The following is a 22,900-nucleotide window of genomic DNA, read 5'->3' on the forward strand; positions in this document are numbered from 1 at the left end:
GCTGCCCCGGTACGGCTCGGCGGTCCCGGATCAGTCGTGCCAGGCGCCCAGCTCGTCCAGGAGGGCCTGGAGCGGTTCGAAGACCCCGGGGGACGCGGCGACGGTCAGCTCGCCGTCGGCCGGCCTGCCCGGGCGCCCGCCGGTGAGGGCGCCGGCCTCCCGGGCGATGAGGTCGCCCGCGGCCAGGTCCCAGGGGTGCAGCCCGCGCTCGAAGTAGCCGTCGAGCCGGCCGGCGGCCACGTCGCAGAGGTCGATCGCGGCGGAGCCGCCGCGCCGGATGTCCCGGACCTGCGGGACGAGGTCACGCGCCACCTCGGCCTGGTGGGCCCGGACCTCGGCGACGTAGTTGAAGCCGGTGGCCACCAGCGCCTCGGCGAGCGGGGCGGTCTCCCGGCACCGCAGCCGGACGTCCTTGTTGCCGTACGCGCCGCCCGTGACGAAGGCTCCACGACCGCGCTGAGCGAAGTACGTCTCGCCGCGCATCGGCACCTCGACCACCCCGGCGACCCGCTCGCCGTACATCTCGACGCCGATGGAGACGGCCCAGGACGGGAGTCCGTACAGGTAGTTCACCGTGCCGTCGAGCGGGTCGATCACCCAGCGCACACCGCTGACGCCCTCGGCGGTCGTGCCGCCCTCCTCCCCGAGGTAGCCGTCCAGCGGGCGGTTGGCGATCAGGTACTCGGTGATCAGCTTCTCGGCGGCGATGTCCATCTCGGTCACGACGTCGACCGGGCTGGACTTGGTCGCGGCCACGCCCAGCCCCGCCGGACGCCCGTCGCGCAGCAGCCGGCCGGCGAGTTCCGCGGCTTCCCGGGCGAGTTCGAGCAGGGTCTCCACTGAGTGTTCGACTTGGGTCACGGCGTTCCCTAAGAGGTTGAGAGTGCGGCGGACGGGGAAGGGCGAGGGCTTACGCGTAGGGGCTGTCGGCGCCCGCGGCGGCGGGCTTGGGCGCCCGGGCCGGGCAGCAGCCCACCGGGCAGAGGTCGTGGCTCGCGCCGAGCGTCCCGAGGGCGCACCGCCGCGGCTCGCCGCCCCGCTCGGCGTCGGCCCGTTCCAGGACGAGCTCGCGCACGGCGGCGGCGAACCGGGGGTCGGCGCCGACCGTCGCGGAGCGGCGTACCGGCAGACCCAGCTCGGCGGCCTTGGCGGTGGCCTCGGTGTCGAGGTCGTACAGGACCTCCATGTGGTCCGAGACGAAGCCGATGGGCGCCATCACGACGGCGGGGACCCCTTCGCCGTGGAGCGCTTCGAGGTGGTCGCAGATGTCGGGCTCCAGCCACGGGATGTGCGGCGCGCCGCTGCGCGACTGGTAGACGAGCCGCCAGGGGTGGGCCGTGCCGGTCCGCTCGCGCACCGCGTCCACGATCAGCCGGGCCACGTCGACGTGCTCGGCGACATAGGCGCCGCCGTCCCCGTGCGCCTCCGCGGGACCCGAGCTGTTGGCCGCCGAAGTCGGGATGGAGTGCGTGGTGAAGGCCAGGTGCGCGCCGGCGCGCACCTCCTCGGGCAGGTCCGCCAGCGAGGCCAGGACGCCCTCGACCATGGGCTCCACGAAGCCGGGGTGATTGAAGTAGTGCCGGAGTTTGTCCACGCGCGGCACGGGAAGGCCCTCGGCCTCCAGGGCGGCCAGCGACTCGGCGAGGTTCTCGCGGTACTGCCGGCAGCCGGAGTACGAGGCGTAGGCGCTGGTCGCCAGGACCGCGATGCGACGGTGGCCGTCCTCGACCATCTCGCGCAGCGTGTCGGTGAGGTACGGGGCCCAGTTGCGGTTGCCCCAGTACACGGGCAGCTCCAGCCCGTGCGCGGAGAAGTCCTCGCGCAGCGCGTCGAGCAGGGCCCTGTTCTGGGCGTTGATCGGACTCACGCCCCCGAACAGGAAGTAGTGCTTGCCGACCTCCTTGAGCCGTTCCTCGGGGATGCCCCGGCCGCGGGTCACGTTCGCGAGGAACGGAACCACGTCGTCCGGGCCTTCGGGGCCACCGAAGGAGAGCAGCAGCAGGGCGTCGTAGGGGGCTGGATCGCGCAGATCGGACATGCCGTCGATCCTGCCACCCGCGCCCGGGCGGGGTGGCACCGACGTCCGGAGCGGGCGCTTCCGGGCCCCGCGCGGGGCGGCGGGAGGGGTGGATGAATGTGCGGGAACCGTGAGTATGATCCCCCTCCAACCGGCCGGTAACCCGTGGTTTCCGGCCGTCGGAAGCGCCGGCTGGGTGGGCCGGTTCCTAGGGAAGGGTGCGGGGAAGATGACCGAGACCTACGCACGGACGGCGGCGGGCCCGTGGCGCAACTGGGCGGGGACCGTCACCGCACGGCCGGCCCGGACCGTGTCCCCCGCGTCGGTGGACGAACTCGCCGAGGCGCTGCGCAGGGCCGCCGAGGACGGGCTGCGGGTGAAGCCGGTCGGCACCGGGCACTCGTTCACCTCGACCGCGGCCACCGACGGGCTGCTGATCCGGCCCGATCTACTGACCGGCATCCGCGAGATCGACCGCAAGGCGATGACGGTGACCGTCGAGGCGGGCACCCCGCTGAAGCGCCTGAACACTGCGCTGGCCCGCGAGGGCCTCTCGCTCACCAACATGGGCGACATCATGGAGCAGACGGTCGCCGGAGCCACCTCCACGGGCACGCACGGCACCGGCCGCGACTCGGCGTCCATATCCGCGCAGATACGCGCCCTGGAGCTGGTGACCGCGGACGGCACGGTGCTGACCTGTTCGGAGACCGAGAACGCCGACGTGTTCGCGGTGGCGCGGATCGGGCTCGGCGCTCTGGGCGTCATCACCGCGATCACCTTCGCCGTGGAGCCGGTCTTCCTGCTGACCGCCCGCGAGGAGCCGATGGGCTTCGACCAGGTGACGACCGACTTCGATCAGCTCGTGGCCGAGAACGAGCACTTCGAGTTCTATTGGTTCCCGCACACCGGGAACTGCAACACCAAGCGCAACAACCGCAGCGCCGGTCCCGCCGCCCCGCCCGGCAAGGTCAGCGGCTGGGTCGAGGACGAACTGCTGTCCAACGGCGTCTTCCAGGTCGCCTGCGCGCTCGGCCGGGCCGTCCCCGCCACGATCCCCTCGATCGCCAGGATCTCCAGCCGGGCCCTGTCGGCGCGCACGTACACCGACATCCCGTACAAGGTGTTCACCAGCCCGCGACGGGTGCGGTTCGTGGAGATGGAGTACGCGCTGCCGCGCGAGGCCGCCGTCGAGGCGCTGCGCGAGGTCCGGGCGATGGTGGACCGCTCGCCGCTGCGGATCAGCTTCCCGGTGGAGGTGCGCACCGCACCGGCCGACGACATCGCGCTCTCCACGGCGTCGGGCCGGGAGAGCGCGTACATCGCCGTCCACATGTACCGGGGCACGCCCTACCAGGCGTACTTCACGGCGGTGGAGCGGATCATGACCGCGCACGACGGCCGCCCGCACTGGGGCAAGATCAACACCAGGGACGCCGCGTACCTCTCCGGGGTGTATCCGCGTTTCGGCGAGTTCACGGCCGTCCGGGACCGGCTGGACCCGGACCGGCTGTTCGGCAACGACTATCTGCGCCGGGTGCTGGGCGACTGACCCGGGCTCACTCCCCCGCTTCGGTGGCCTCGGGCGCCGGGGCGCCGTCCGTGGCCGCCGGTTCTGGCGTCGCGCTCCCGCCGCCGTCGGTGGCGCTCGGGGTCGGCGTGGCCGAGGGCTCGACGCCGCCGCCCGCCGGGTCCGAGGGGGTCGGCGAGGGCGTCGCCCCTTCGGTGGGAGCGCCGCTCCGGTCCGGCTGCGGGGCGGTCCCCTCCCCGTCCTGGCCGCCGGTGCCGGGCGTCGCCGTGCCGTTCCCGTCCTGTCGGCCGGGGTTCGTCCCGCCCTGGCCGGGACCGCCGGTTTCGGTGGGCTCGGGCGTGGCGGGCCCGCCGCCGTGCCCACCGCGCACGACGGACCCCACGGTCGTGCCGTGCCCGCCGCTCAGGTCGTCCCCGGAGATCAGTTCGTACGTGGTGATGCCGGCCATCGAGACCGCGAACACCACGGCCGCGCCGATGGCCGAACGCTTCCAGCCCCGCAGCCGGGTGCCGTGCGTGGTGGCCTCGGAGAACTCCTCGTCCGGCCCGGCGCCGACGGCGGGGCCGGGCAGAACGGTCGTGGCGTCGGGCTCCACACGACGCAGGAGCGTCGTCTCGTCCGGGGCCGCACTGCGCAGGAGCACGGTCTCGTCCGGGGCCGCACTGCGCAGGAGCATCGTCTCGTCCGGCTGCGGGTCCGTCCGGCGCAGCACCGTCGTGGCGTCGTCCACCGCTCCCAGCAGGGCGGTCTCCCGCGGCGAGGGCTCCGACCGCCGCACACCGGTCTCGCGGGTGCGGACGGTCACCTCGCGGTCCGGGTGCTTCACCTGGACCGTGACCTCGCGGATCTGCTCACCCGTACGACGGAAGAAGTGCTGGAAGACCGAGCCACCACAGGTCGCCACGACGCTCATGACCCCGGCGCCCGCGATGGTTCCGTACACACCGAGCTGGGAAGCCGCCACGGCCGCCGCCACCGCGGCCACCGCGCTGCCCGCCACCTGGGGCAGGCTCAGATCGATCCGCCTCTCCTTGGGTTCTATGTCGCTTTCCGGCTTCTGCACCATTTCCAGCCCTTGATTGACATCTCTCCCACCATGCACCAACTAGGGACACACGAGCGAAGCCGAAAGTTCCGGTTGCGTGGATTGTGTGAAGCACGACACGGATCATGAGCGGGAGGCGTCCGGAGGGGTAGGTCAACCCCCGCACCTCAGGAGAAGTTCGGCGGCGCGGCGGTCCACCCACATGGCCCGAATGGAGTACTGTGGCGAGCCCTGGGGCCGGACACCCGCGCGGGCGTCCGGAACCTTCGGGAGGGGGCCGAAGGAGGCACTCGATCCGGCGGCGCACGGCATCGCACGGCGGCCAGTGACACGGAGTGACCATCGGTCACTTTGCGTTGCGCGTAGGCTACCGTGGCATACCGGCGATCAAGGGCTCACGCCCGACACGCCGGGCAACACGGCAATGTTGTGGCAGGCTGCACCCGGGCAGGCCACACTCGACTAGCGGAAGCAGCGACGCACGTGACGTCGGCAGGCACCACCCGGGAGGTCCCCATGCCCGAACTGCGTGTCGTGGCCGTCTCCAACGACGGCACACGACTGGTGCTCAAAGCTGCGGACAGTACGGAGTACACGCTTCCGATCGACGAGCGGCTGCGAGCCGCCGTGCGCAACGACCGCGCCCGGCTCGGCCAGATCGAGATCGAGGTGGAGAGCCACCTCCGCCCCCGCGACATCCAGGCACGGATACGAGCCGGCGCCTCCGCCGAGGAGGTCGCCCAGTTCGCCGGGATTCCCGTCGACCGTGTCCGCCGCTTCGAGGGCCCCGTGCTCGCGGAGCGCGCCTTCATGGCCGAGCGGGCCCGGAAGACTCCCGTGCGCCGTCCCGGCGAGAACACCGGACCCCAGCTCGGCGAGGCGGTGCAGGAGCGGCTGCTGCTGCGCGGCGCCGACAAGGAAACCGTCCAGTGGGACTCCTGGCGCCGCGACGACGGCACCTGGGAGGTCCTTCTCGTCTACCGGGTCGCCGGTGAGCCGCACTCGGCGAGCTGGACGTACGACCCGCCGCGCAGGCTGGTCCAGGCCGTGGACGACGAGGCCCGTTCGCTGATCGGCGAGACGGACGAGGTCGCCGCGCCCGAGCCCAGCTTCCCGTTCGTGCCCCGGATCGCCCGGCTGCCGCGCGACCGGCCACTGGACCGCGCGCTCGACCGGCAGATCGAGCGTCCGGCCCCGCCGCCGCCCCCGGAGCCGGAGGAGCGGATCGCCGGGGTGACAGCGAGCGAGCGGGATTCCCTCACCAGCCTGCTGGAGGCGGTGCCCAGCTTCCGCGGTGACATGGTCGTACCGGAACGCCCCGCGCCGCCCGAGCCCCCCGCGATCGAGCCGCCGGAGCGGGAGCCGGAGGCCGAGGAGCCGCCGGCCGCCTCGGCCGGAGCGGGCTCCGCCTACGCGGACGTCCTGATGCCGCGTGCGGTCGCCGGTCACCGCGACCGGCTGACGGGCACGACGGACCGGCAGGCCGAGGCGGACGGGGTCCGGCCCGGGCGCAGAGCCGCGGTGCCCAGCTGGGACGAGATCGTCTTCGGCACCCGCCGCAAGAAGCAGGACTAGACGGCATGCCAAGGGCCCGTACGCGAGCGCGTACGGGCCCTTGTGCGTCGTCCTCGCGCGACGGCGTTCCGTTACCCGGGCTGGGGCCCCGTGGCGACCGGGCGCGACTCGTCGGCGGACCACTGCGACCAGGAGCCCGCGTAGAGCGCGGCCCGGTGCCCGGCGAGCTCCAGCGCCAGCACCTGCTGGGCCCCGGAGACGCCCGAGCCGCAGTAGACACCGACCTCCGCCGCCTCCCCTTCGACGCCCAGCCCGGCGAACCGGGCGGCCAGGCGCTCGGGGCTCAGGAAGCGCCCGTCGGCGGCCACGTTCTCGCCGGTCGGTGCGGAGAGCGCGCCGGGGATATGGCCGCCGACCCGGTCGATGGGTTCCACGTCGCCCCGATAGCGCTCGGCCGCCCGCGCGTCGAGCAGGACACCCGAGCGGGCCAGCGCCGCGGCGCCGTCCGCGTCGAGCAGCGGCAGCGCTCCCGGGACGGGCACGAAATCGCCCTCGGCCGGGTCCGGGGTCTCCTTCGACAGCTCCCCCGCCCAGGCCGCGAGGCCGCCGTCCAGCACGCGTACGTCGGAATGCCCCGCCCAGCGCAGCAGCCACCAGGCTCGGGCAGCCGCCCAGCCCTGACCACCGTCGTAGACGACGACCGGGCCGTCCTGGCGGACCCCGGCCCGGCGCATCGCGGCGCCGAACTCAGCCGGGTCGGGCAGCGGGTGGCGGCCGCCGGTGCCCGCGGGACCGGCGAGCTCCGCGTCGAGGTCCACGAAGACCGCGCCGGGGATGTGCCCGGCCTCGTAGTCGGGCCGGCCGTGCGGGCCGCCCAGCTGCCAACGTACGTCCAGGAGCACCGGCGGACGCGGGCCCGCCAGTTCGCTCGCGCATTCGGATGCGGAGATGATGGGCTTCATGCGTGCCATCCTCGCGCACCCGCCCGCCTGCCCGTAACAACGGCCAAGCGGGTATACCGGGGCAAAACGGTCCGGCTGGGACGAGATCCCGGACATGACGGCGCGGCCGGAGCGCATCCCGCGCCCGGTGGTGCAAGCATCTGCACGGGGCGTACACGACTCGCACCGCACCACGGCGCGCCGGCCCCGTTTTCCCGTACGGCCACCACGATGGTCCGAGGAGAGTGACGATGACCGAGGCTGCCGCTCGGCGTACACCCGGAACACCTTGCTGGGTGAGCCTGATCGTGCACGGCCTGCGCACGACCCAGAACTTCTACGCCGAGCTGTTCGGCTGGGAGTTCGGCCCCGGCCCCGAGCAGCTCGGCCCGTACGTACGGGCGCTGATCGACGGGAAGGAGGTCGCGGGCATCGGCCAGTTGCCGCCGGACCGGCATCTCCCGATCGCCTGGACGACCTACCTGGCCACCGACGACGCGGATCAGACGGCGGAGGCCATCCGGGCCTGCGGCGGCACGGTCGGCGTCGGGCCGCTCGACGCGGGCGAGGCGGGCCGGATGGCCATCGCCTCCGACCCGGGCGGCGCCGTCTTCGGCATCTGGCAGGCCGCCGCGCACGTCGGCACCACGCTGGCCGGGGCGCCCGGCACCCCGGTCTGGAACGAGCTGGTGACCAGGGAGACGTCGACGGTCGCCAAGTTCTACCAGGCGGTCTTCGGCTACGAGACCAAGGCCGTCGTCTCGGCGGACTTCGACTACCAGACGCTGCACCTCCACGGCCGCCCGGTCGCCTCGCTGCACGGCGTCGGCCACGCCCTGCTGCGCGACCGGGGACCGCACTGGATGACGTACTTCGAGGTGGCCGACACGGACGAGGCCGCGCAGCAGGTGGCGGAGCTCGGCGGGCAGGTCCTGAGCCCGCCGAGGGAGGGCCCGAGCGGCAGGGTGGCGACGGTCGCGGACCCGGAGGGCGCGGTCTTCACGATCCAGCGCTCGGCGGCGCGCTGACCGCACCGCGCACCAGCCGCCAGGGCGCGAGCTGAACGACGCCGAACGCCACCTCGGCCACCAGGAACAGCCAGAGCCAGTACGGTGCGCCGTGGGCGAGCGCGTACGCCTGCCACAGGGCGAACAGCGTGCGCGCGAGGCCGTCGTACAGACCGTGCGCCGGCAGCGGGCGGACGAGGCGCAGGAGCGCCCAGACGACCACCACCGACCCCATGAGGTTGGCGTAGAGGGTTTCGATCGGGTCGAGGGCGGGCAGGGCGCCCGCCCCGATCGCCTCCCCGAGCCGGGACAGCACGTCGTGCGCCGACCGGTATGTCCACGGGGTGGCGAACCCCGCGGTGACGACGAGGTCGTACCACGCGCTCGCGCGTACGAAACGCGGATAGGCGGGGTGGGAGGGCGTGACGGTACGGAACAAGGCGTGGCTCCTGACGGCTTCCTTCACGGACGCCCCCGACCGTAAACACTGGAGTACTGTCCAGGGTCAAGTCCGCGAACCCGGAAGGCGGGAGAGCCGTGCGCATCGGTGAGCTGGCCGCGCAGACGGGGCTGAGCAGGGACACCATCCGCTTCTACGAGAGAACCGGGCTGATCGCCGGGCAGCGGCTGCCCAACGGCTACCGCGACTTTCCGCCGGAGACGGTCCCCTGGCTCGCCTACGTCCGCACCGCCCAGGCGCTGGGCTTCTCGCTGGCCGAGATCGCGCGCACGGGCGAGGAACTGCGCGATGCGCCGGACAGCGCCCAGGCGCTGTCCGCTCTGTTCGAGGAGAAGATCGCGGCGATCGACGCACGCATGGCCCAGCTCACCGCGCTGCGAGCCGACCTCACCGCACGCGCCGGCACGGGCTGCCCGCTGCGGGCGGCGGGCTAGGTGTATTGCCCTGTCAGGCGGAGCTCACCGGCAGGACGTCCGGGGAGAGCGCGGCCGCCTGTGCCGAGGCCGCCGTCGCGCGGCGTCGGTGGTGGCGGCGGCACAGGACCTCGTAACCGACCTCGCCCGCCGGGCGGTTCACATCGCCGACGACGACCTGTGCGCCCTCCACGACCATTTCGCCGTCCACGGTCCGGGCGTTGTGCGTGGCGCGGGCGCCGCACCAGCAGAGGGCTTCGACCTGGAGCTGTTCCATGCGGTCGGCGAGCTCGACCAGCCGTTGCGAGCCGGGGAAGAGCCGGGTGCGGAAGTCCGTCGTGATGCCGAAGGCGAAGACGTCCATCTCCAGGTCGTCCACGACCCGGGCCAGCTGGTCGATCTGAGCCGGGGCCAGGAACTGCGCCTCGTCCACGATCACGTAGTCGGCCCTGCCGCCCTGGGACAGCTGGGCGACGAGATACGCGTAGAGGTCCATGTTCTCGTCGGCCTCGACGGCCTCCGTGACCAGGCCGAGGCGGGACGAGAGCTTTCCCTCCCCCGCCCGGTCGTCCCGGGTGAAGATCACGCCCTGCAAGCCCCTCGCCGATCGGTTGTGGCCGATCTGGAGGGCCAGGGTGCTCTTTCCGCAGTCCATCGTTCCGGAGAAGAACACAAGCTCGGGCATGAGGGGTTGAGCACCTTTCGGAAGGGGAAGAGCGAGCGGCGAAGCGGCTAGGAGCGTACTTCGAGGAGCGGGACGAACTGCTCGACGGGGGTCATGGAGCCGTGCATGCCGACCATGGCCGACTCGTGCGGCTCGTTGCGCGAGGCGGTGATGACCACGTCGTCGTGGGCGGCGGCGACCACGTCGCCGATCCTGCCGTGGACGCGCTCGTCGACGCGGGGGCCGAACCAGCCCGCGGCGACGGCCTCGTCCCGGCTCGCGACCCAGAACTGCTCGCCCAGCACCTCGCGCCAGACGGCCAGCACGTCGGACGCGGCGCCCGGGACGGCGTACACGTGCCGCGCCCGGCCCTCGCCGCCGAGCAGCGCGACGCCGGCGCTCAGCTCCCAGTCCTCGTCGAAGTCGATCCGGGACTGCTCGTCGAAGGGAATGTCGATCATGCCGTGGTCGGCGGTGATGTAGAGCGCCGAGCGCGGCGGAAGCTGCTCCGCCAGGCGACGGGCCAGCCCGTCGACGTACATCAGCTGTCCGCGCCAGGCGTCGGAGTCGGTGCCGAAGCGGTGCCCCTTGCCGTCGACCTCGCTGTAGTACGTGTAGACGAGCGAGCGGTCTCCGGCGGCCAGCCGTTCGGCGGCGGTGTCCATCCGCTCCTCGCCGCTGAGCCGGCCGAGGAAGGAGCCGCCGCTCAGTGCGACCTTGGTCAGCGGGGTCTGCTCGAAGGCGGGGGCGGAGACCTGGGCGGTGCGCACTCCGGCGGCGTCGGCGAGCTGGAAAAGGGTGGGGTGGGGCTGCCACGCCTTCGGCGGGGTCCACGGCTTCCAGCGGAGCTGGTTCATCAGCTCGCCGGTTTCGGGGTTACGAACGGTGTAGCCGGGAAGACCGTGCTCGCCCGGGGGCAGGCCGGTGCCCACGGAGGCCAGTGACGTCGCCGTGGTGGCCGGGAAGCCGGCCGTGATCGGGCGGCCGGAGCCGCCGCGCGAGGTCGGCAGCAGGGAGTGCAGGAACGGGGCCTCGTCGGGGTGGGCCTTTATCTGTTCCCAGCCGAGGCCGTCGATCAGGAAGACGCAGTTCCGGTCGGCGGGAGCGAGTTCGCCGATGGCCGCGTCGAAGCCGGGCACTTCCTGGCCCGCGAGCAGCGTGGGCAGCAGATCGGCGAGCGAGCCACTGCCGTACTCCGGCACGGGCGCGGTGTCGACGGGCAGCGGGACGAAGTCGTCCGGCCAGGCCGGCTGGACCATCAGCGGCCGGCCGCGGGGGTCGCGACCGTGGCCTCGGAGAGCGCCTGGGCGAAGGCGAGGGTCTGGCGCACGGTGTCCGGGCCGTCGCCGGCCTCGCTGACCCGCAGGCTGAGGTCGTCGGCGGTGGTGCTGCCGGTGTAGCCGTGGTCCGCCTCGCAGTTCGGGTCGCCGCAGGCGGCCGGCTCCAGGTCGATCCGGGAGACCGCGCCCCAGCCGATGGTCAGGACGACCTCGCGGGGCAGGGTGCCCGGAACGTACTTCTCCGGGTTGGCGACGACACGGCTGACCACGACCGAGGAGATCCGGTCCAGCTTGACCGACTCCGTCGAGGTGGTGGCGTACGGCGACGGGGAGCTGGTGTCCGCGTTCTGCTCGTCGGTGTGGCTGACGATGAAGCGGGTGTCCGTGAGCACCAGCACCGTGACGTGCCGGCGCACCTCGTTGGAGTCGAAGGTCGTCTCCTGGTGCACCAGGTACGAAGCGACCGGCTCACCGCCCACGGCGGCCTCCACCGCCTCGGCCACGAGGGCCGGGTAGTAGCCGCTGCGCTCGATCGCCGCGCGCAGCCCCTGGGTCGTCGTACCGGTCTTAGCCATGGGAACCATCCTACGGGGGCCGGATGGCTGCCGGGGACGCCGCCGGAGCCCTGCCCCGGCCGGTCCAGGGGGACGCGAGCGGGGCCCGTCAGTAGTTGGACAGGCGGCGCGGGCCGAGGTCGTTCCGGGCCGGGGGCGGCGACAGGCGCACGCTCGCCCCGAGGACCGAGAGGCCCTGCGGGGCGACCACGACCGGTTCCAGGGCGATGGAGACCACCTCGGGATGGTCGTCCACCAGCCGGGAGACCCGCAGCAACAGCTCCTCCAGTGCGGCGGTGTCCACCGGCGCCGCGCCGCGCCAGCCGAACAGGACGGGGGCCGCGCGGATGGACCGGATCAGCTCGGCGGCGTCGCGGTCGGTGGCGGGGACCAAGCGGTGGGCGGTGTCGCCGAGCAGTTCCGAGGGCGCCCCGGCGAGACCGAAGGAGAGCACGGCGCCCGCGGCCGGGTCGATGGCCGCCCGTACGACGGTGTCGACGCCGCGCGGGGCCATGGCCTGGACGACGGGCCGCAGCTCCGCTGGCTTGCCGAGCAGGTCGGTGAGGTCGCCGTACGCCCGGCGCAGGGCCGCCTCGCTGTCGAGGTCCAGGCGTACGCCGCCGAGGTCGGCCCGGTGGCGCAGATGGGGCGCGGTCGTCTTGAGCGCTACCGGATAACCGAGCCGGGCGGCCGCGGCCACCGCCTCCTCCGGGCCGGGGGCGGGCAGCGTGGGGCGGACGGCGATGCCGTAGCAGGCGAGCAGTTCGCGGGCCTCGTCGTGGCCGAGCGGCCGGCCGCGCGGGTCGGGGTCCTCGCCGAGGAGCGCGTCGATGCGGGCGGCGGCGCCCTGGGTGTCGATGGTCTCGTCGAGGAAGTCGGGCACCTTGCCGGGCGTCGCGGCCTGGCGCCGCCACTGCGCGTACCGCACCGCCTCGGCGAGCGCCCGCACGGCGCGCTCGGCGGCGGGGTAGGCCGGGATACGGCCGATGCGGGGGGCGTCCTGGTCGACGCCGTGGGACTCGGGGGCTTGGGGGGCTTGGGGGGTGCCGTCCGCGGCGGCGGGCTGCGCGGCGTTCGGCGCCGCGCCTGCCGCTGCGGCGGATGGTGCGGTGGCCGCCGGGGTGCCGGCCCTGCCGCTCGGCGACGCGGTGGGGGCCCCCGGCGCGACGGCTCCCGGCGCCTCTCGGGCCGCCGCGAACGGCTGGGTGGCCGGGCGCGGCTGGGCCACCGTGCTGGTGGCGGCCGCCAGCGCCTCCGCCAGGCCGCCGATCTCTACGTGCACCACGGCGACCGGCTTGGCCGGTCCGGCGGCGGCCGCCGCGTGCAGGGCGGTGGCCAGGACCTCGCCGTCGCCCGACTCCGCCTCGCCGTTCTCGCCGACCCACGGGATCGCCGTCACGATCACGGCGTCGCACGCCCCGTCGGCCAGCGCCGCCGAGAGCGCGTCCCGGAAGTCCTGCGGAGTGGCGGAGGTGGTGAGGTCGATCGGCGGGCGCGGCCGAAGCCCCTCGGCCAGGCACACGTCGTACGTGAGCAGCCCCAGGGACTCCGAGTTGCCGAGGATCGCGACGCGTCCGCCCGCCGGGAGCGGCTGGTCGGCGAGGAGCAGTCCGGCGTCGACCATCTCCGTGACCGTGTCGACGCGGATGACGCCCGCCTGCCGCATCAGCGCGGAGACCGTGGAGTCGGGGATGCGGCTGACGGGGACGGCGTGGCCGGGCGGGGTGGAGCCGCTGTGCCGGGCGCCCTTGACCACGACGACCGGCTTCACGGCGGCGGTACGGCGGGCGAGGCGGGTGAACTTGCGCGGGTTGCCCAGCGATTCCAGGTAGAGCAGGGCGACATCGGTGTCCGGGTCCTCGTACCAGTACTGGAGGAAGTCGTTGCCGGAGATGTCGGCCCGGTTGCCGGCCGAGATGAAGGTGGAGAGCCCCGCGCCGCGCCGGTAGAGCCCGGAGAGCAGGGCGATGCCGATGGCACCGGACTGGGTGAACAGGCCGATGCGCCCGGAGGCGGGCCGGTCCGGGGCGAGCGAGGCGTTGAGCCGGACCGCCTCGGAGTTGTTGATGATGCCGAACGCGTTGGGCCCGATGATCCGCATGCCGTACGAACGGGCCTGGCGCACCAGTTCCCGCTGGCGCTCGCGGCCCTCGGCGCCCCACTCGGCGTAACCGGCGGAGAGGACCACCAGCCCCTGGACGCCGCGCTCGCCGCAGTCCGCGACGGCTTCCGGGACCCGGTCGGCGGGCACGGCGACCACCGCGAGGTCGACCGGCCGGCCGATCTCCCCCAGGGAGCGGTGCGCGGGGACCCCGTCGATGGTGTCCTGGTCCGCGGGGAACGCGCTGTTCACCGCGTGGACGCGGCCGGTGAAGCCCGCGCCGAGCAGGTTGCGCAGGACCGTGCGGCCGACGCCGCCGGGGGTGCGGCCGACGCCGATGACGGCGACGGAGCCGGGGGCGAGCAGCCGCTGTACGGACTTGGCTTCGGCGCGCTGTTCGCGGGCGCGCTGGACGGCGAGGGATTCCGCGGTCGGTTCGAGGTCCAGGGTGAGGTGGACGGAGCCGTCCTCGAAGCTGCGCTGCTGGGTGTAGCCGGCGTCCCGGAACACCTTGATCATCTTGGTGTTGGCGGGCAGCACTTCGGCAGCGAAGCGCCGGATGCCCCGCTCGCGGGCGACGGCCGCGATGTGTTCGAGCAGGGTCGAGGCCACGCCCCGGCCCTGGTGGGCGTCCTGGACGAGGAAGGCGACCTCGGCCTCGTCGGCGGGGGCGGAGGCGGGGCGGCCGGTCGCGTCGATCCGGTCGTAGCGGACGGTGGCGATGAACTCGCCGCCCACCGTGACGGCCAGCCCCACCCTGTCGACGTAGTCGTGATGGGTGAAGCGGTGGACGTCCTTGGCGGAGAGCCGGGGGTAGGGCGCGAAGAAGCGGTAGTACTTCGACTCGTCGGAAACCTGCTCGTAGAAGCTGACCAGCCGCTCGGCGTCGTCCGTGGTGATCGGCCTGATGCGCGCGGTGCCGCCGTCGCGGAGCACCACGTCCGCCTCCCAGTGATCGGGGTAGGCGTGATGCGGACTCTGCTCCGGAGAGGGCTGCATGAGGAAAGCCTACGGCTGTCGCACCGGTCGCGGGGGTGCCGGGGCCGGGGCAGTCTGAGGTCTCCGGAAGACCGTGGGCGCGGCGCCCGGGAGGGCCCGCGGGTCTGCCCGGAGCATCGCGCACCACATGAGACACTGGTCTAGACAACCGTTGATTCGTGAAGGGCAGAACCATGGCTGAGCGCCGCGTAAACGTCGGTTGGGCCGAGGGCCTGCACGCCCGCCCCGCTTCCATCTTCGTCCGTGCCGCTACGGCCTCCGGCGTTCCCGTCACCATCGCCAAGGCGGACGGCAACCCGGTCAACGCGGCCTCCATGCTCGCGGTGCTCGGCCTCGGCGCCCAGGGCGGCGAGGAGATCGTGCTCGCGTCCGACGCGGACAACGCCGAGGCCGCCCTGGACCGTCTGGCGAAGCTGGTCGCCGAGGGCCTCGAGGAGCTTCCGGAGACCGTCTGAGCCCGAGTGGCCGGCACCGCCGGCATTCCTACGGGAAAGCCGCGGCCCCCTGCATGGGGCGCCGCGGCTTTTGCGTGCACGGACCCGGACCATGACGACCGGACCGAATAGGCAGGCGACGCCTTTTCCTGTTTTTGCACGCGCCTTTCTCTATTTGTACGCGGCCTTTGTTAATTCCGGCCGCTCGCGGTGTTTACGGGACGTTGCGAAGCCCTCACACGGCCGGCCCGGGGCACGGTGGCGGGGCGGGCGGCGCGGCGGAGCCGGTGCGCGGCGCCGTGGCGTTCGGCGAGCTGCGCGGCCAGGGCCCTGGCCCGCTCCGCGTCCCCGCGCGCCACGGCGTCCACGAGGGCGCCGTGCTCGGCCCAGGCGTCGGCCGGGCGGGCCGGCTGCTCGACCGCGTACATCCAGGCGATCTTGTGGCGGAGCTGGGTGAGCAGGGCGATGAGGCCGGGGCTGCCCGATGCCTGGGCCAGCGTCTCGTGGAACCAGCCGGCCAAGGAGCGCAGGTCCTCGCCCTCGCCCCGGCGGGCCCGCTCCTGCCCGAGCCTGACCAGGCCGCGCAACACCTTGAGGTGGGCCTCCGTCCGGCGCTGGGCCGCGCGGGCCGCGCTCAGCGGCTCCAGCAGCATGCGGACCTCCAGGAGGTCGGCGGCCTCCTGCTCCGAGGGCTCGGCGACGCAGGCTCCGGCGTGTCTCCGGGTGACGACGAAGCCCTCCGACTCCAGGGTGCGCAGCGCTTCCCGTACCGGGACGCGGGAGACCCCGTAGCGCCGTGCGAGTACCTCCTCGGTGAGCCGGCTGCCGCGTTCGAAGACACCGGAGACGATGTCGTCACGGATTGCCGTGCATACCGAATGCGCCGGAACACGCATGTCCGAACCTCCGCCTCAATCCCCGCGAACAGCGGCCGATCGACACCTCTGGCGTGACTCTATTGCAATGCGCTCGCATTTCCGATGCCGAGCGTTAATTCATGAATATCTTTTGGTCACGACCGAGCGGCGGAAGGCGCACGAGAGGCACGTGCACGGGTGCGGGAACGGCGAAGACCCCGGCGGGGTGCCGGGGTCTTCGGTGGGGGGCTGCGAACGGTCAGACGCTGACGCCGTGGGCGCGCAGATACGCGACCGGGTCCATGTCCGAGCCGTAGGAGGGCGTGGTGCGGGCCTCGAAGTGGAGGTGCGGTCCGGTGGAGTTGCCGGTCGAGCCGGAGAGTCCGATCTGCTGGCCGGCCGCGACGCTCTGGCCGACGGATACGCCGATCGAGGAGAGGTGGCCGTACTGGGTGTACGTGCCGTCCGTCATCCGGAGCACGATGTTGTTGCCGTACGCTCCGCCCCAGCCGGCCTCCACGACCGTGCCGGCGCCGACAGCGACGACGGAGCTGCCGGACGCGGCGTGGAAGTCGATGCCGGAGTGACTGCCGGACGACCAGAGCGAGCCGCTGGACTTGTAGCCCGTGGTCACGTACGAGCCGGCGACGGGCAGCTGGTAGGAGGAGCCCAGCGCGGTGCGGGTGGTGGAGCGGCCGGCACGGGCGGAAGCCTCGCGGGCGGCCCTGGCCTTCGCCTTGGCCGCTTCCTTGGCCTTGGCGGCCTTCTCGGCGGCCCTCTTCTTCGCGGCCTCGGCCTTCTTCTTGGCCACCGCCTTCGCCTTGGCCTCAGCCTTCTTCTCGGCGGCCTCGGCCTGGTGCTGCTGCGCGGCGGCCTGGGCGTCGATCCGGTCGGCGAGGGTGTTCTCGATGGCGAGGAGCTGGGAGAGGCCGGTCTCGGTGGCGGCGGGGGCCGTCCCGGAGTCGGCGGCGAGGGCCGGGGAGGCCAGGGAGCCGATGACACCGCCTGCGGCGAGCGTCGCGACGCCGACGGCCTTGGCGCCGGCGCGGGTCAGGCGGCTCGGGGCACGGTGCTTCCCGGTGGCACGGGTGAACGCCATGGGGTGGCGGGTCCTTTCCTTCCTTCTCGCCTACCGGGTTAGCTGACGGGTTCGGAGCAGGAAGGTCTCCTACGGACGCCTCACTCCGGACGGAGTGCGGGCATCCGATTCACCCCAGGGACTGCGTGGGTCCCCGGCTCCCCAGGCTCGCGCCTGACGGGGACTCGGCGATGGCTGCCCGGTACGTCACGGATGCGCGTACGAGTGGCGGACAGCGGACCCGACGCTAAGCGGACGGACTTCACGCCACCAAACGGACATGGGGTTTTGTAGCGCATCCCACAGGGCGAGCCGACCACTTAGCGGACAAAAGGGACAGAAGAGGAGAAGGGGAGAAGGGGAGAAGGGGAGAAGGGGACCAGGTGGTGAGGAGGGTCCGGCGCGACCGCGGCGCGGGACCCTCCCCCTTACCCGTGGGGCGGGTTGAGCGGCGGATCAGCCGGTGACGACCGACACCTCACCGATGCCGAGCGCCCTGACCGGCTCCTCGATGCGCGAGGCGTCCCCGACCAGGACCGTGACCAGCCGGTCCACCGGGAAGGCGCTGACCACGGCCGCGGTCGCCTCCACGGTGCCGGTCTCGGCGAGGCGGGCGTACAGCGTCGCCTGGTAGTCGTCCGGGAGGTGCTGTTCCACCTGGTCGGCGAGCGTGCTCGCCACGGAGGCCGCCGTCTCGAACTTCAGCGGTGCGACGCCCACGAGGTTCTGCACGGCCGTCTCGCGCTCGGCGTCGGTCAGGCCCTCGGCGGCCAGCGTCCGCAGGACCTTCCACAGGTCGTCCAGCGCCGGCCCGGTGGACTCGGTGTCCACGGAACCGCTGATGGCGAGCATCGCGGCGCCCGTCGCACCCGAGACGGAGTCGGCGGCACCGGAGCGGAGCACCTGGGCGAAGGCCCGTACGCCGTAGGTGTAGCCCTTCTCCTCGCGCAGCACCCGGTCGAGCCGGGAGGTCAGCGTGCCGCCGAGGCAGTAGGTGCCGAGGACCTGGGCGGGCCACACGCTGTCGTGGCGGTCGGCGCCGATGCGGCCGATCAGCAGCTGCGTCTGCACCGCGCCGGGGCGGTCCACAATGATCACCCGGCCGGTGTCGTCGGCCGTGATCGGCGGCACGGGACGGGGCTCGGCGGCGTTCCCGGACCAGTCGCCGAGGGTGTCGGCGAGCAGCGCGTCCAGGTCGATGCCGGTGAGGTCGCCGACGACCACGGCGGTCGCCGTGGACGGCCGGATGTGCGCGTCGTAGAAGGCGCGCACGGCCGCGGCGTCGATCCGCCCGATGGTCTCCTCGGTGCCCAGGCGCGGGCGGGACATGCGGGCCGTGGCCGGGAACAGCTCCTTGGAGAGCTGCTTGGCCGCACGGCGGGCCGGGTTGGCCTGCTCGTGCGGAATCTCGTCCAGCCGGTTCCGCACCAGGCGCTCGATCTCGCTTTCGGCGAAGGCCGGCGCCCGCAGCGCCTCGGCGACCAGGCCGAGCGCCTTGGCCAGACGCGAGGCCGGGACCTCCAGCGAGACCCGGACGCCGGGGTGGTCGGCGTGGGCGTCGAGGGTGGCACCGCACCGCTCCAGCTCGGCGGCGAACTCCTCGGCGCTCTGCTTGTCGGTGCCCTCGGACAGGGCGCGCGACATGATCGTGGCCACGCCGTCCAGACCCTCGGGCTCGGCGTCCAGGGGGGCGGCGAGGAAGATCTCGACGGCGACGACCTGCTGGCCGGGGCGGTGGCAGCGCAGGACGGTGAGGCCGTTGGGCAGGGAGCCCCGCTCGGGCGCGGGGAAGGCCCACGGCCGGGCCACGCCGGGAGCGGGCTGGGGGTGGAACTGCATCGGAACTTCAGTCGCGGCAGCGTCGGTCACTGGTCCGCCCCTTCGTGCGCGTCGGTGTCGGTGTCGGCCTCTTCGGCGGCCTCGGCGGGCTCGACCGGTTCGTAGACGAGAACCGCCCGGTTGTCGGGCCGCAGCTGCGCCTGGGCGGCCGCCTTGACCTCCTCGGCCGTGACGTCGAGGACCCGGTGCACGGCGGACAGCGCCAGCTGGGGGTCGCCGAACAGCACGGCGTACCGGCACAGTTCGTCGGCGCGGCCCGCGACCGTACCGAGGCGGTCCAGCCATTCGCGCTCCAACTGGGCTTGGGCGCGCTCCATCTCCTCGGCCGTGGGGCCTTCCTCGGCGAACCGGGCAAGCTCCTCGTCGACGGCGGCCTCGATCTCCGCCACCTCCACGCCGCCGGACGTCTTGACGTCCAGCCAGCCCAGGGAGGGCGCGCCGGCGAGCCGGAGCAGGCCGAACCCGGCGGCCACGGCCGTACGGTCGCGCCGGACCAGGCGGTTGTGCAGCCGGGACGACTCGCCGCCGCCGAGCACGGTCAGGGCGAGGTCCGCGGCGTCGCACTCGCGGGTGCCGTCGTGGGGCAGCCGGTACGCGGCCATCAGGGCGCGCGCCGGCACCTCCTCGCGTACCTCCTCACGCAGCTGGCCGCCCATGATCGTGGGCAGCGAGCCGTCGCGCGGCGGCTGCTTGCCGTCGTGGGAGGGGATGGAGCCGAAGTACTTCTCGATCCAGGCGAGGGTCTGCTCGGGATCGATGTCGCCGACGACCGACAGCACCGCGTTGTTCGGCGCGTAGTACGTACGGAAGAAGGCGCGGGCGTCCTCCAGGGTCGCCGCGTCGAGGTCGGCCATGGAGCCGATCGGGGTGTGGTGGTACGGATGGCCCTCGGGGTAGGCCAGGGCGGTCAGCCGCTCGAACGCGGTGCCGTACGGGACGTTGTCGTAGCGCTGGCGGCGCTCGTTCTTGACGACGTCGCGCTGGTTCTCCATGGACTCCTCGTCGAGCGCGGAGAGCAGCGAGCCCATCCGGTCGGCCTCGAGCCACAGGGCCAGCTCCAGCTGGTGCGTGGGCATGGTCTCGAAGTAGTTGGTCCGCTCGAAACTGGTGGTGCCGTTCAGCGAGCCGCCGGCGCCCTGCACCAGCTCGAAGTGTCCGTTCCCCTTGACCTGGCCCGAGCCCTGGAACATCAGGTGCTCGAAGAGGTGGGCCAGGCCCGTACGGCCCTTGACTTCGTGGCGTGAGCCGACGTCGTACCAGAGGCACACCGCCGCGACCGGGGTCAGATGGTCCTCGGAGAGCACCACGCGCAGGCCGTTGGCCAGACGGTGCTCGGTCGCTGTCAAGCCGCCGGAACCGGCCTGGGCTGTGGCCGTGTGACCCATGGGCATGTACGTCCCTTCGATCGCGCTACTGGATGTCCATATGAAGAAGCCGCTGCGGGAGGCTGCTTCGAAAGGTTGCTTCAAGACACCCGCCACTGTATGCAAGCGAACCGGCACCTGCCGAAGTTCCCGTGCGGCGAAGCTGCGAGCGAAATTCCCCGGAAGGTGGTCCTCCGCCGCCTCGGGACGGCCGGCGCGGGCCCTTTGGGACGGGTCGAGGTCGGGGTTGTCAGTGCGGCGGTCCACAATGGACCGCGTCAGAACCTGAGGGAACCTGAGGTTGCCCGCTCGAAATCCGTGAAGGAGTCGCAGCAGCGATGGCCCGCCGCAGCACGAAGACCCCGCCGCCGGTCGACTTCGAGGAGAAGATCCTCGACATCGACGTCGTCGACGAAATGCAGGGCTCCTTCCTCGAGTACGCGTACTCGGTGATCTACTCACGCGCCCTCCCGGACGCCCGTGACGGCATGAAGCCGGTGCATCGCCGCATCGTGTACCAGATGAACGAGATGGGCCTGCGCCCGGACCGCGGCTTCGTGAAGTGCGCCCGGGTCGTCGGCGAGGTCATGGGCAAGCTGCACCCGCACGGCGACGCGTCGATCTACGACGCGCTGGTGCGCATGGCCCAGCCGTTCTCCATGCGCCTCCCCCTCGTCGACGGGCACGGGAACTTCGGCTCCCTGGGCAACGACGACCCGCCGGCCGCCATGCGGTACACCGAGTGCCGGATGGCCGACGCGACCTCGCTGATGACGGAGTCGATCGACGAGGAGACGGTCGCCTTCCAGTCGAACTACGACGGCCAGGAGCAGGAGCCGGTCGTCCTCCCGGCGGCCTACCCCAACCTCCTGGTCAACGGCACGACCGGGATCGCGGTCGGCATGGCGACCAACATGCCGCCGCACAACCTGGGCGAGGTCATCGCCGCGGCCCGGCATCTGATCAAGCATCCGGGCGCGGACCTGGAGACCCTGATGCGGTACGTCCCCGGTCCCGACCTGCCGACGGGCGGGCGGATCGTGGGCCTCGGCGGCATCAAGGACGCCTACGCCAACGGCCGCGGCACGTTCAAGATCCGTGCCACGGCCGCCGTGGAGAACGTCACGCCGCGCCGCAAGGGCCTCGTCGTCACCGAACTGCCCTTCACCGTCGGCCCCGAGAAGGTCATCTCCAAGATCAAGGACTTGGTCTCGGCGAAGAAGCTGCAGGGCATCGCGGACGTCAAGGATCTCACGGACCGCTCGCACGGCCTGCGTCTGGTCATCGAGATCAAGAACGGCTTCGTGCCGGAGGCGGTGCTGGAGCAGCTCTACAAGCTGACGCCGATGGAGGAGTCCTTCGGCATCAACAACGTGGCGCTGGTCGACGGCCAGCCGCTCACGCTGGGCCTGAAGGAGCTGCTGGAGGTCTATCTCGACCACCGCTTCGACGTGGTGCGCCGGCGCAGCGAGTTCCGCCGGACGAAGCGCCGCAACCGCCTGCATCTGGTCGAGGGCCTGCTCGTCGCGCTGGTCGACATCGACGAGGTCATCCGGCTCATCCGGTCCAGCGACAACTCGGCGCAGGCGAAGGAGCGGCTCATGGAGCGCTTCTCGCTGAGCGAGATCCAGACGCAGTACATCCTCGACACGCCGCTGCGCCGGCTCACCCGCTTCGACCGGATCGAGCTGGAGAGCGAGCGGGACCGGCTGGACGCCGAGATCGCCGAGCTGACGACGATCCTGGAATCGGACGCCGAGCTGCGCAAGCTGGTCTCCGCGGAACTGGCCGCCGTCGCGAAGAAGTTCGGCACGGCCCGGCGTACGGTGCTGCTGGAGTCGGCCGGTTCGCAGGTCGCGTCGGTGCCGCTGGAGGTGGCGGACGACCCGTGCCGGGTGCTGCTGTCCTCGACGGGCCTGCTGGCGCGTACGGCCAACGACGAACCGGTCGTCGTCGCCGAGGGCGCCAAGCGGTCGAAACACGATGTGATCGTCTCGTCGGTGGCGGCGACGGCTCGCGGGGACGTGGGCGTGGTGACGTCCAGCGGGCGGCTGCTCCGGCTCCCGGTGATCGATCTCCCCCAGCTGCCGGACACGCACGCGGCGCCCAATCTGTCGGGCGGGGCGACGGTCGGCGAATTCCTCACGCTGGAGGCGGACGAGGACGTCGTCTGCCTCACCACGCTCGACGAGGCATCACCCGGTCTCGCCATCGGCACGCTGCAGGGCGTCGTCAAGCGCGTGGTGCCGGACTATCCGGCCAACAAGGACGAGCTGGAGGTCATCACCCTCAAGGACGGCGACCGGATCGTCGGCGCGGTGGAGCTGCGGACGGGCGAGGAGGACCTGGTCTTCATCACCTCGGACGCGCAGCTCCTGCGCTACCCCGCGGCACAGGTGCGCCCCCAGGGGCGGCCGGCCGGCGGCATGGCGGGCGTCAAGCTGGCGGCGGGGGCAAGGGTGCTGTCGTTCGCGGCGGTGGACCCGGCGGCGGACGCCGCTGTGTTCACGGTCGCCGGTTCGCACGGCACGCTCGACGACTCGGTCCTGACCTGCAAGCTGACGCCGTTCGACCAGTATCCGCGCAAGGGCCGGGCGACCGGTGGGGTGCGCTGCCAGCGGTTCCTCAAGGGCGAGGACGTGCTGGTGTTCGCCTGGGCGGGGGCGCTGCCGGCCAGGGCGGCGCAGAAGAACGGCGCCCCGGCGTCGCTGCCCGAGCCCGACCCGCGGCGCGACGGTTCCGGGACTCCGCTGGAGAGCCCGGTCGCGGTGATCGCCGGCCCGGCGTAGGCCGTCCGGCCC

19 protein-coding genes and 1 riboswitch are annotated in these 22,900 nt (G+C 72.7%); of the genes, 6 read left to right on the forward strand and 13 right to left on the reverse strand.

Annotation, left to right across the window (positions count from 1 at the left end):
- Positions 1–30: 30 nt before the first annotated feature.
- Positions 31–840 carry an inositol monophosphatase family protein gene (locus AB0L33_RS23700; RefSeq protein ID WP_365684655.1) on the reverse strand — a complete coding sequence of 270 codons (810 nt, stop codon included), beginning with the start codon at positions 838–840 and terminating at the stop codon, positions 31–33.
- A gap of 70 nt (positions 841–910) precedes the next feature.
- Positions 911–2,038, reverse strand: a complete 1,128-nt coding sequence (locus tag AB0L33_RS23705; RefSeq protein ID WP_365684484.1) for a ferrochelatase — start codon at positions 2,036–2,038, stop codon at positions 911–913.
- 208 nt (positions 2,039–2,246) lie between these two features.
- Here AB0L33_RS23705 and AB0L33_RS23710 point away from each other — a divergent pair, with 208 nt between their 5' ends.
- Entirely contained in the window at positions 2,247–3,569 is a 1,323-nt protein-coding gene (locus AB0L33_RS23710) for a D-arabinono-1,4-lactone oxidase (RefSeq protein ID WP_365684486.1), read from the forward strand.
- Positions 3,570–3,576: 7 nt separating this feature from the next.
- Here the strand turns inward: AB0L33_RS23710 and AB0L33_RS23715 are convergent, their stop codons facing one another.
- The gene (locus AB0L33_RS23715; RefSeq protein WP_365684488.1) at positions 3,577–4,614 is read right to left on the reverse strand and encodes a hypothetical protein; all 1,038 of its coding nucleotides are present in this window, start codon (positions 4,612–4,614) and stop codon (positions 3,577–3,579) included.
- Between the two features lie 495 nt (positions 4,615–5,109).
- On the opposite strand from AB0L33_RS23715, the gene sepH reads away from it, so the two are divergent.
- Entirely contained in the window at positions 5,110–6,168 is a 1,059-nt protein-coding gene (gene sepH, locus AB0L33_RS23720) for a septation protein SepH (protein ID WP_018105380.1), read from the forward strand.
- Positions 6,169–6,239: 71 nt separating this feature from the next.
- On the opposite strand, the gene AB0L33_RS23725 is transcribed toward sepH, so the two are convergent.
- Complete coding sequence (locus AB0L33_RS23725) at positions 6,240–7,070, reverse strand: sulfurtransferase (RefSeq protein ID WP_365684490.1); 831 nt, start codon at positions 7,068–7,070, stop codon at positions 6,240–6,242.
- A gap of 230 nt (positions 7,071–7,300) precedes the next feature.
- On the opposite strand from AB0L33_RS23725, the gene AB0L33_RS23730 reads away from it, so the two are divergent.
- Positions 7,301–8,077 carry a VOC family protein gene (locus AB0L33_RS23730; protein WP_365684492.1) on the forward strand — a complete coding sequence of 259 codons (777 nt, stop codon included), beginning with the start codon at positions 7,301–7,303 and terminating at the stop codon, positions 8,075–8,077.
- Here AB0L33_RS23730 and AB0L33_RS23735 read toward each other — a convergent pair.
- Positions 8,049–8,495, reverse strand: coding sequence for a hypothetical protein (locus tag AB0L33_RS23735; protein ID WP_365684494.1), 447 nt, complete (start codon positions 8,493–8,495; stop codon positions 8,049–8,051). The two genes, AB0L33_RS23730 and AB0L33_RS23735, sit on opposite strands and share 29 nt — an antisense overlap.
- 98 nt (positions 8,496–8,593) lie before the next feature.
- On the opposite strand from AB0L33_RS23735, the gene AB0L33_RS23740 reads away from it, so the two are divergent.
- Positions 8,594–8,950 (forward strand): MerR family transcriptional regulator, encoded by a 357-nt coding sequence (locus AB0L33_RS23740; RefSeq protein ID WP_365684496.1) that lies wholly within the window; start codon positions 8,594–8,596, stop codon positions 8,948–8,950.
- A gap of 13 nt (positions 8,951–8,963) precedes the next feature.
- Here AB0L33_RS23740 and AB0L33_RS23745 read toward each other — a convergent pair whose 3' ends face one another.
- From AB0L33_RS23745 to AB0L33_RS23760, 4 genes are all read right to left on the reverse strand, one after another.
- On the reverse strand, positions 8,964–9,614 hold the full coding sequence (locus AB0L33_RS23745; protein WP_365684498.1) for a thymidine kinase: 651 nt from the start codon (positions 9,612–9,614) through the stop codon (positions 8,964–8,966).
- A gap of 47 nt (positions 9,615–9,661) precedes the next feature.
- Positions 9,662–10,852 carry a nucleotide pyrophosphatase/phosphodiesterase family protein gene (locus tag AB0L33_RS23750; protein WP_365684500.1) on the reverse strand — a complete coding sequence of 397 codons (1,191 nt, stop codon included), beginning with the start codon at positions 10,850–10,852 and terminating at the stop codon, positions 9,662–9,664.
- Complete coding sequence (locus AB0L33_RS23755) at positions 10,852–11,448, reverse strand: DUF5998 family protein (protein ID WP_018105373.1); 597 nt, start codon at positions 11,446–11,448, stop codon at positions 10,852–10,854. The genes AB0L33_RS23750 and AB0L33_RS23755 overlap by 1 nt, the downstream gene beginning before the upstream one ends.
- An 88-nt stretch (positions 11,449–11,536) precedes the next feature.
- Positions 11,537–14,527 (reverse strand): GNAT family N-acetyltransferase, encoded by a 2,991-nt coding sequence (locus AB0L33_RS23760; RefSeq protein ID WP_365684502.1) that lies wholly within the window; start codon positions 14,525–14,527, stop codon positions 11,537–11,539.
- Between the two features lie 173 nt (positions 14,528–14,700).
- Between AB0L33_RS23760 and AB0L33_RS23765 the strand changes: the two genes are divergently transcribed.
- Positions 14,701–14,982: an HPr family phosphocarrier protein gene (locus tag AB0L33_RS23765; RefSeq protein ID WP_018105371.1), complete on the forward strand. Its 282-nt coding sequence runs from the start codon at positions 14,701–14,703 to the stop codon at positions 14,980–14,982.
- A gap of 170 nt (positions 14,983–15,152) precedes the next feature.
- Here AB0L33_RS23765 and AB0L33_RS23770 read toward each other — a convergent pair whose 3' ends face one another.
- The 4 genes from AB0L33_RS23770 to AB0L33_RS23785 all read right to left on the reverse strand — a co-directional run bounded on the left by AB0L33_RS23770 (position 15,153) and on the right by AB0L33_RS23785 (position 20,126).
- Positions 15,153–15,857: a GntR family transcriptional regulator gene (locus tag AB0L33_RS23770; protein WP_365684504.1), complete on the reverse strand. Its 705-nt coding sequence runs from the start codon at positions 15,855–15,857 to the stop codon at positions 15,153–15,155.
- A gap of 220 nt (positions 15,858–16,077) precedes the next feature.
- Positions 16,078–16,917, reverse strand: coding sequence for a M23 family metallopeptidase (locus AB0L33_RS23775; protein ID WP_365684506.1), 840 nt, complete (start codon positions 16,915–16,917; stop codon positions 16,078–16,080).
- 12 nt (positions 16,918–16,929) lie between these two features.
- Positions 16,930–17,097: riboswitch (cyclic di-AMP (ydaO/yuaA leader) on the reverse strand.
- Between the two features lie 255 nt (positions 17,098–17,352).
- Positions 17,353–18,735: a pitrilysin family protein gene (locus AB0L33_RS23780; RefSeq protein ID WP_365684657.1), complete on the reverse strand. Its 1,383-nt coding sequence runs from the start codon at positions 18,733–18,735 to the stop codon at positions 17,353–17,355.
- A 26-nt stretch (positions 18,736–18,761) separates the two neighbouring features.
- Positions 18,762–20,126, reverse strand: a complete 1,365-nt coding sequence (locus AB0L33_RS23785; protein WP_365684508.1) for a pitrilysin family protein — start codon at positions 20,124–20,126, stop codon at positions 18,762–18,764.
- Positions 20,127–20,437: 311 nt separating this feature from the next.
- Here AB0L33_RS23785 and AB0L33_RS23790 point away from each other — a divergent pair, with 311 nt between their 5' ends.
- Positions 20,438–22,888, forward strand: a complete 2,451-nt coding sequence (locus AB0L33_RS23790; protein WP_365684510.1) for a DNA topoisomerase IV subunit A — start codon at positions 20,438–20,440, stop codon at positions 22,886–22,888.
- The last annotated feature ends 12 nt before the right edge of the window (positions 22,889–22,900 follow it).

It is taken from the genome of Streptomyces sp. NPDC052299, assembly GCF_040679335.1.
Lineage (GTDB): Bacteria > Actinomycetota > Actinomycetes > Streptomycetales > Streptomycetaceae > Streptomyces.

Coding starts and splice junctions, on each gene's coding strand:
- sepH (WP_018105380.1), top strand. CDS start 5,110: ATGCCCGAACTGCGTGTCGTGGCCGTCTCCAACGACGGCACACGACTG.
- AB0L33_RS23790 (WP_365684510.1), top strand. CDS start 20,438: ATGGCCCGCCGCAGCACGAAGACCCCGCCGCCGGTCGACTTCGAGGAG.
- AB0L33_RS23765 (WP_018105371.1), top strand. CDS start 14,701: ATGGCTGAGCGCCGCGTAAACGTCGGTTGGGCCGAGGGCCTGCACGCC.
- AB0L33_RS23730 (WP_365684492.1), top strand. CDS start 7,301: ATGACCGAGGCTGCCGCTCGGCGTACACCCGGAACACCTTGCTGGGTG.
- AB0L33_RS23755 (WP_018105373.1), bottom strand. CDS start 11,448: ATGGCTAAGACCGGTACGACGACCCAGGGGCTGCGCGCGGCGATCGAG.
- AB0L33_RS23770 (WP_365684504.1), bottom strand. CDS start 15,857: ATGCGTGTTCCGGCGCATTCGGTATGCACGGCAATCCGTGACGACATC.
- AB0L33_RS23760 (WP_365684502.1), bottom strand. CDS start 14,527: ATGCAGCCCTCTCCGGAGCAGAGTCCGCATCACGCCTACCCCGATCAC.
- AB0L33_RS23725 (WP_365684490.1), bottom strand. CDS start 7,070: ATGAAGCCCATCATCTCCGCATCCGAATGCGCGAGCGAACTGGCGGGC.
- AB0L33_RS23785 (WP_365684508.1), bottom strand. CDS start 20,126: ATGCCCATGGGTCACACGGCCACAGCCCAGGCCGGTTCCGGCGGCTTG.
- AB0L33_RS23750 (WP_365684500.1), bottom strand. CDS start 10,852: ATGGTCCAGCCGGCCTGGCCGGACGACTTCGTCCCGCTGCCCGTCGAC.
- AB0L33_RS23710 (WP_365684486.1), top strand. CDS start 2,247: ATGACCGAGACCTACGCACGGACGGCGGCGGGCCCGTGGCGCAACTGG.
- AB0L33_RS23745 (WP_365684498.1), bottom strand. CDS start 9,614: ATGCCCGAGCTTGTGTTCTTCTCCGGAACGATGGACTGCGGAAAGAGC.
- AB0L33_RS23780 (WP_365684657.1), bottom strand. CDS start 18,735: ATGCAGTTCCACCCCCAGCCCGCTCCCGGCGTGGCCCGGCCGTGGGCC.
- AB0L33_RS23715 (WP_365684488.1), bottom strand. CDS start 4,614: ATGGTGCAGAAGCCGGAAAGCGACATAGAACCCAAGGAGAGGCGGATC.
- AB0L33_RS23775 (WP_365684506.1), bottom strand. CDS start 16,917: ATGGCGTTCACCCGTGCCACCGGGAAGCACCGTGCCCCGAGCCGCCTG.
- AB0L33_RS23705 (WP_365684484.1), bottom strand. CDS start 2,038: ATGTCCGATCTGCGCGATCCAGCCCCCTACGACGCCCTGCTGCTGCTC.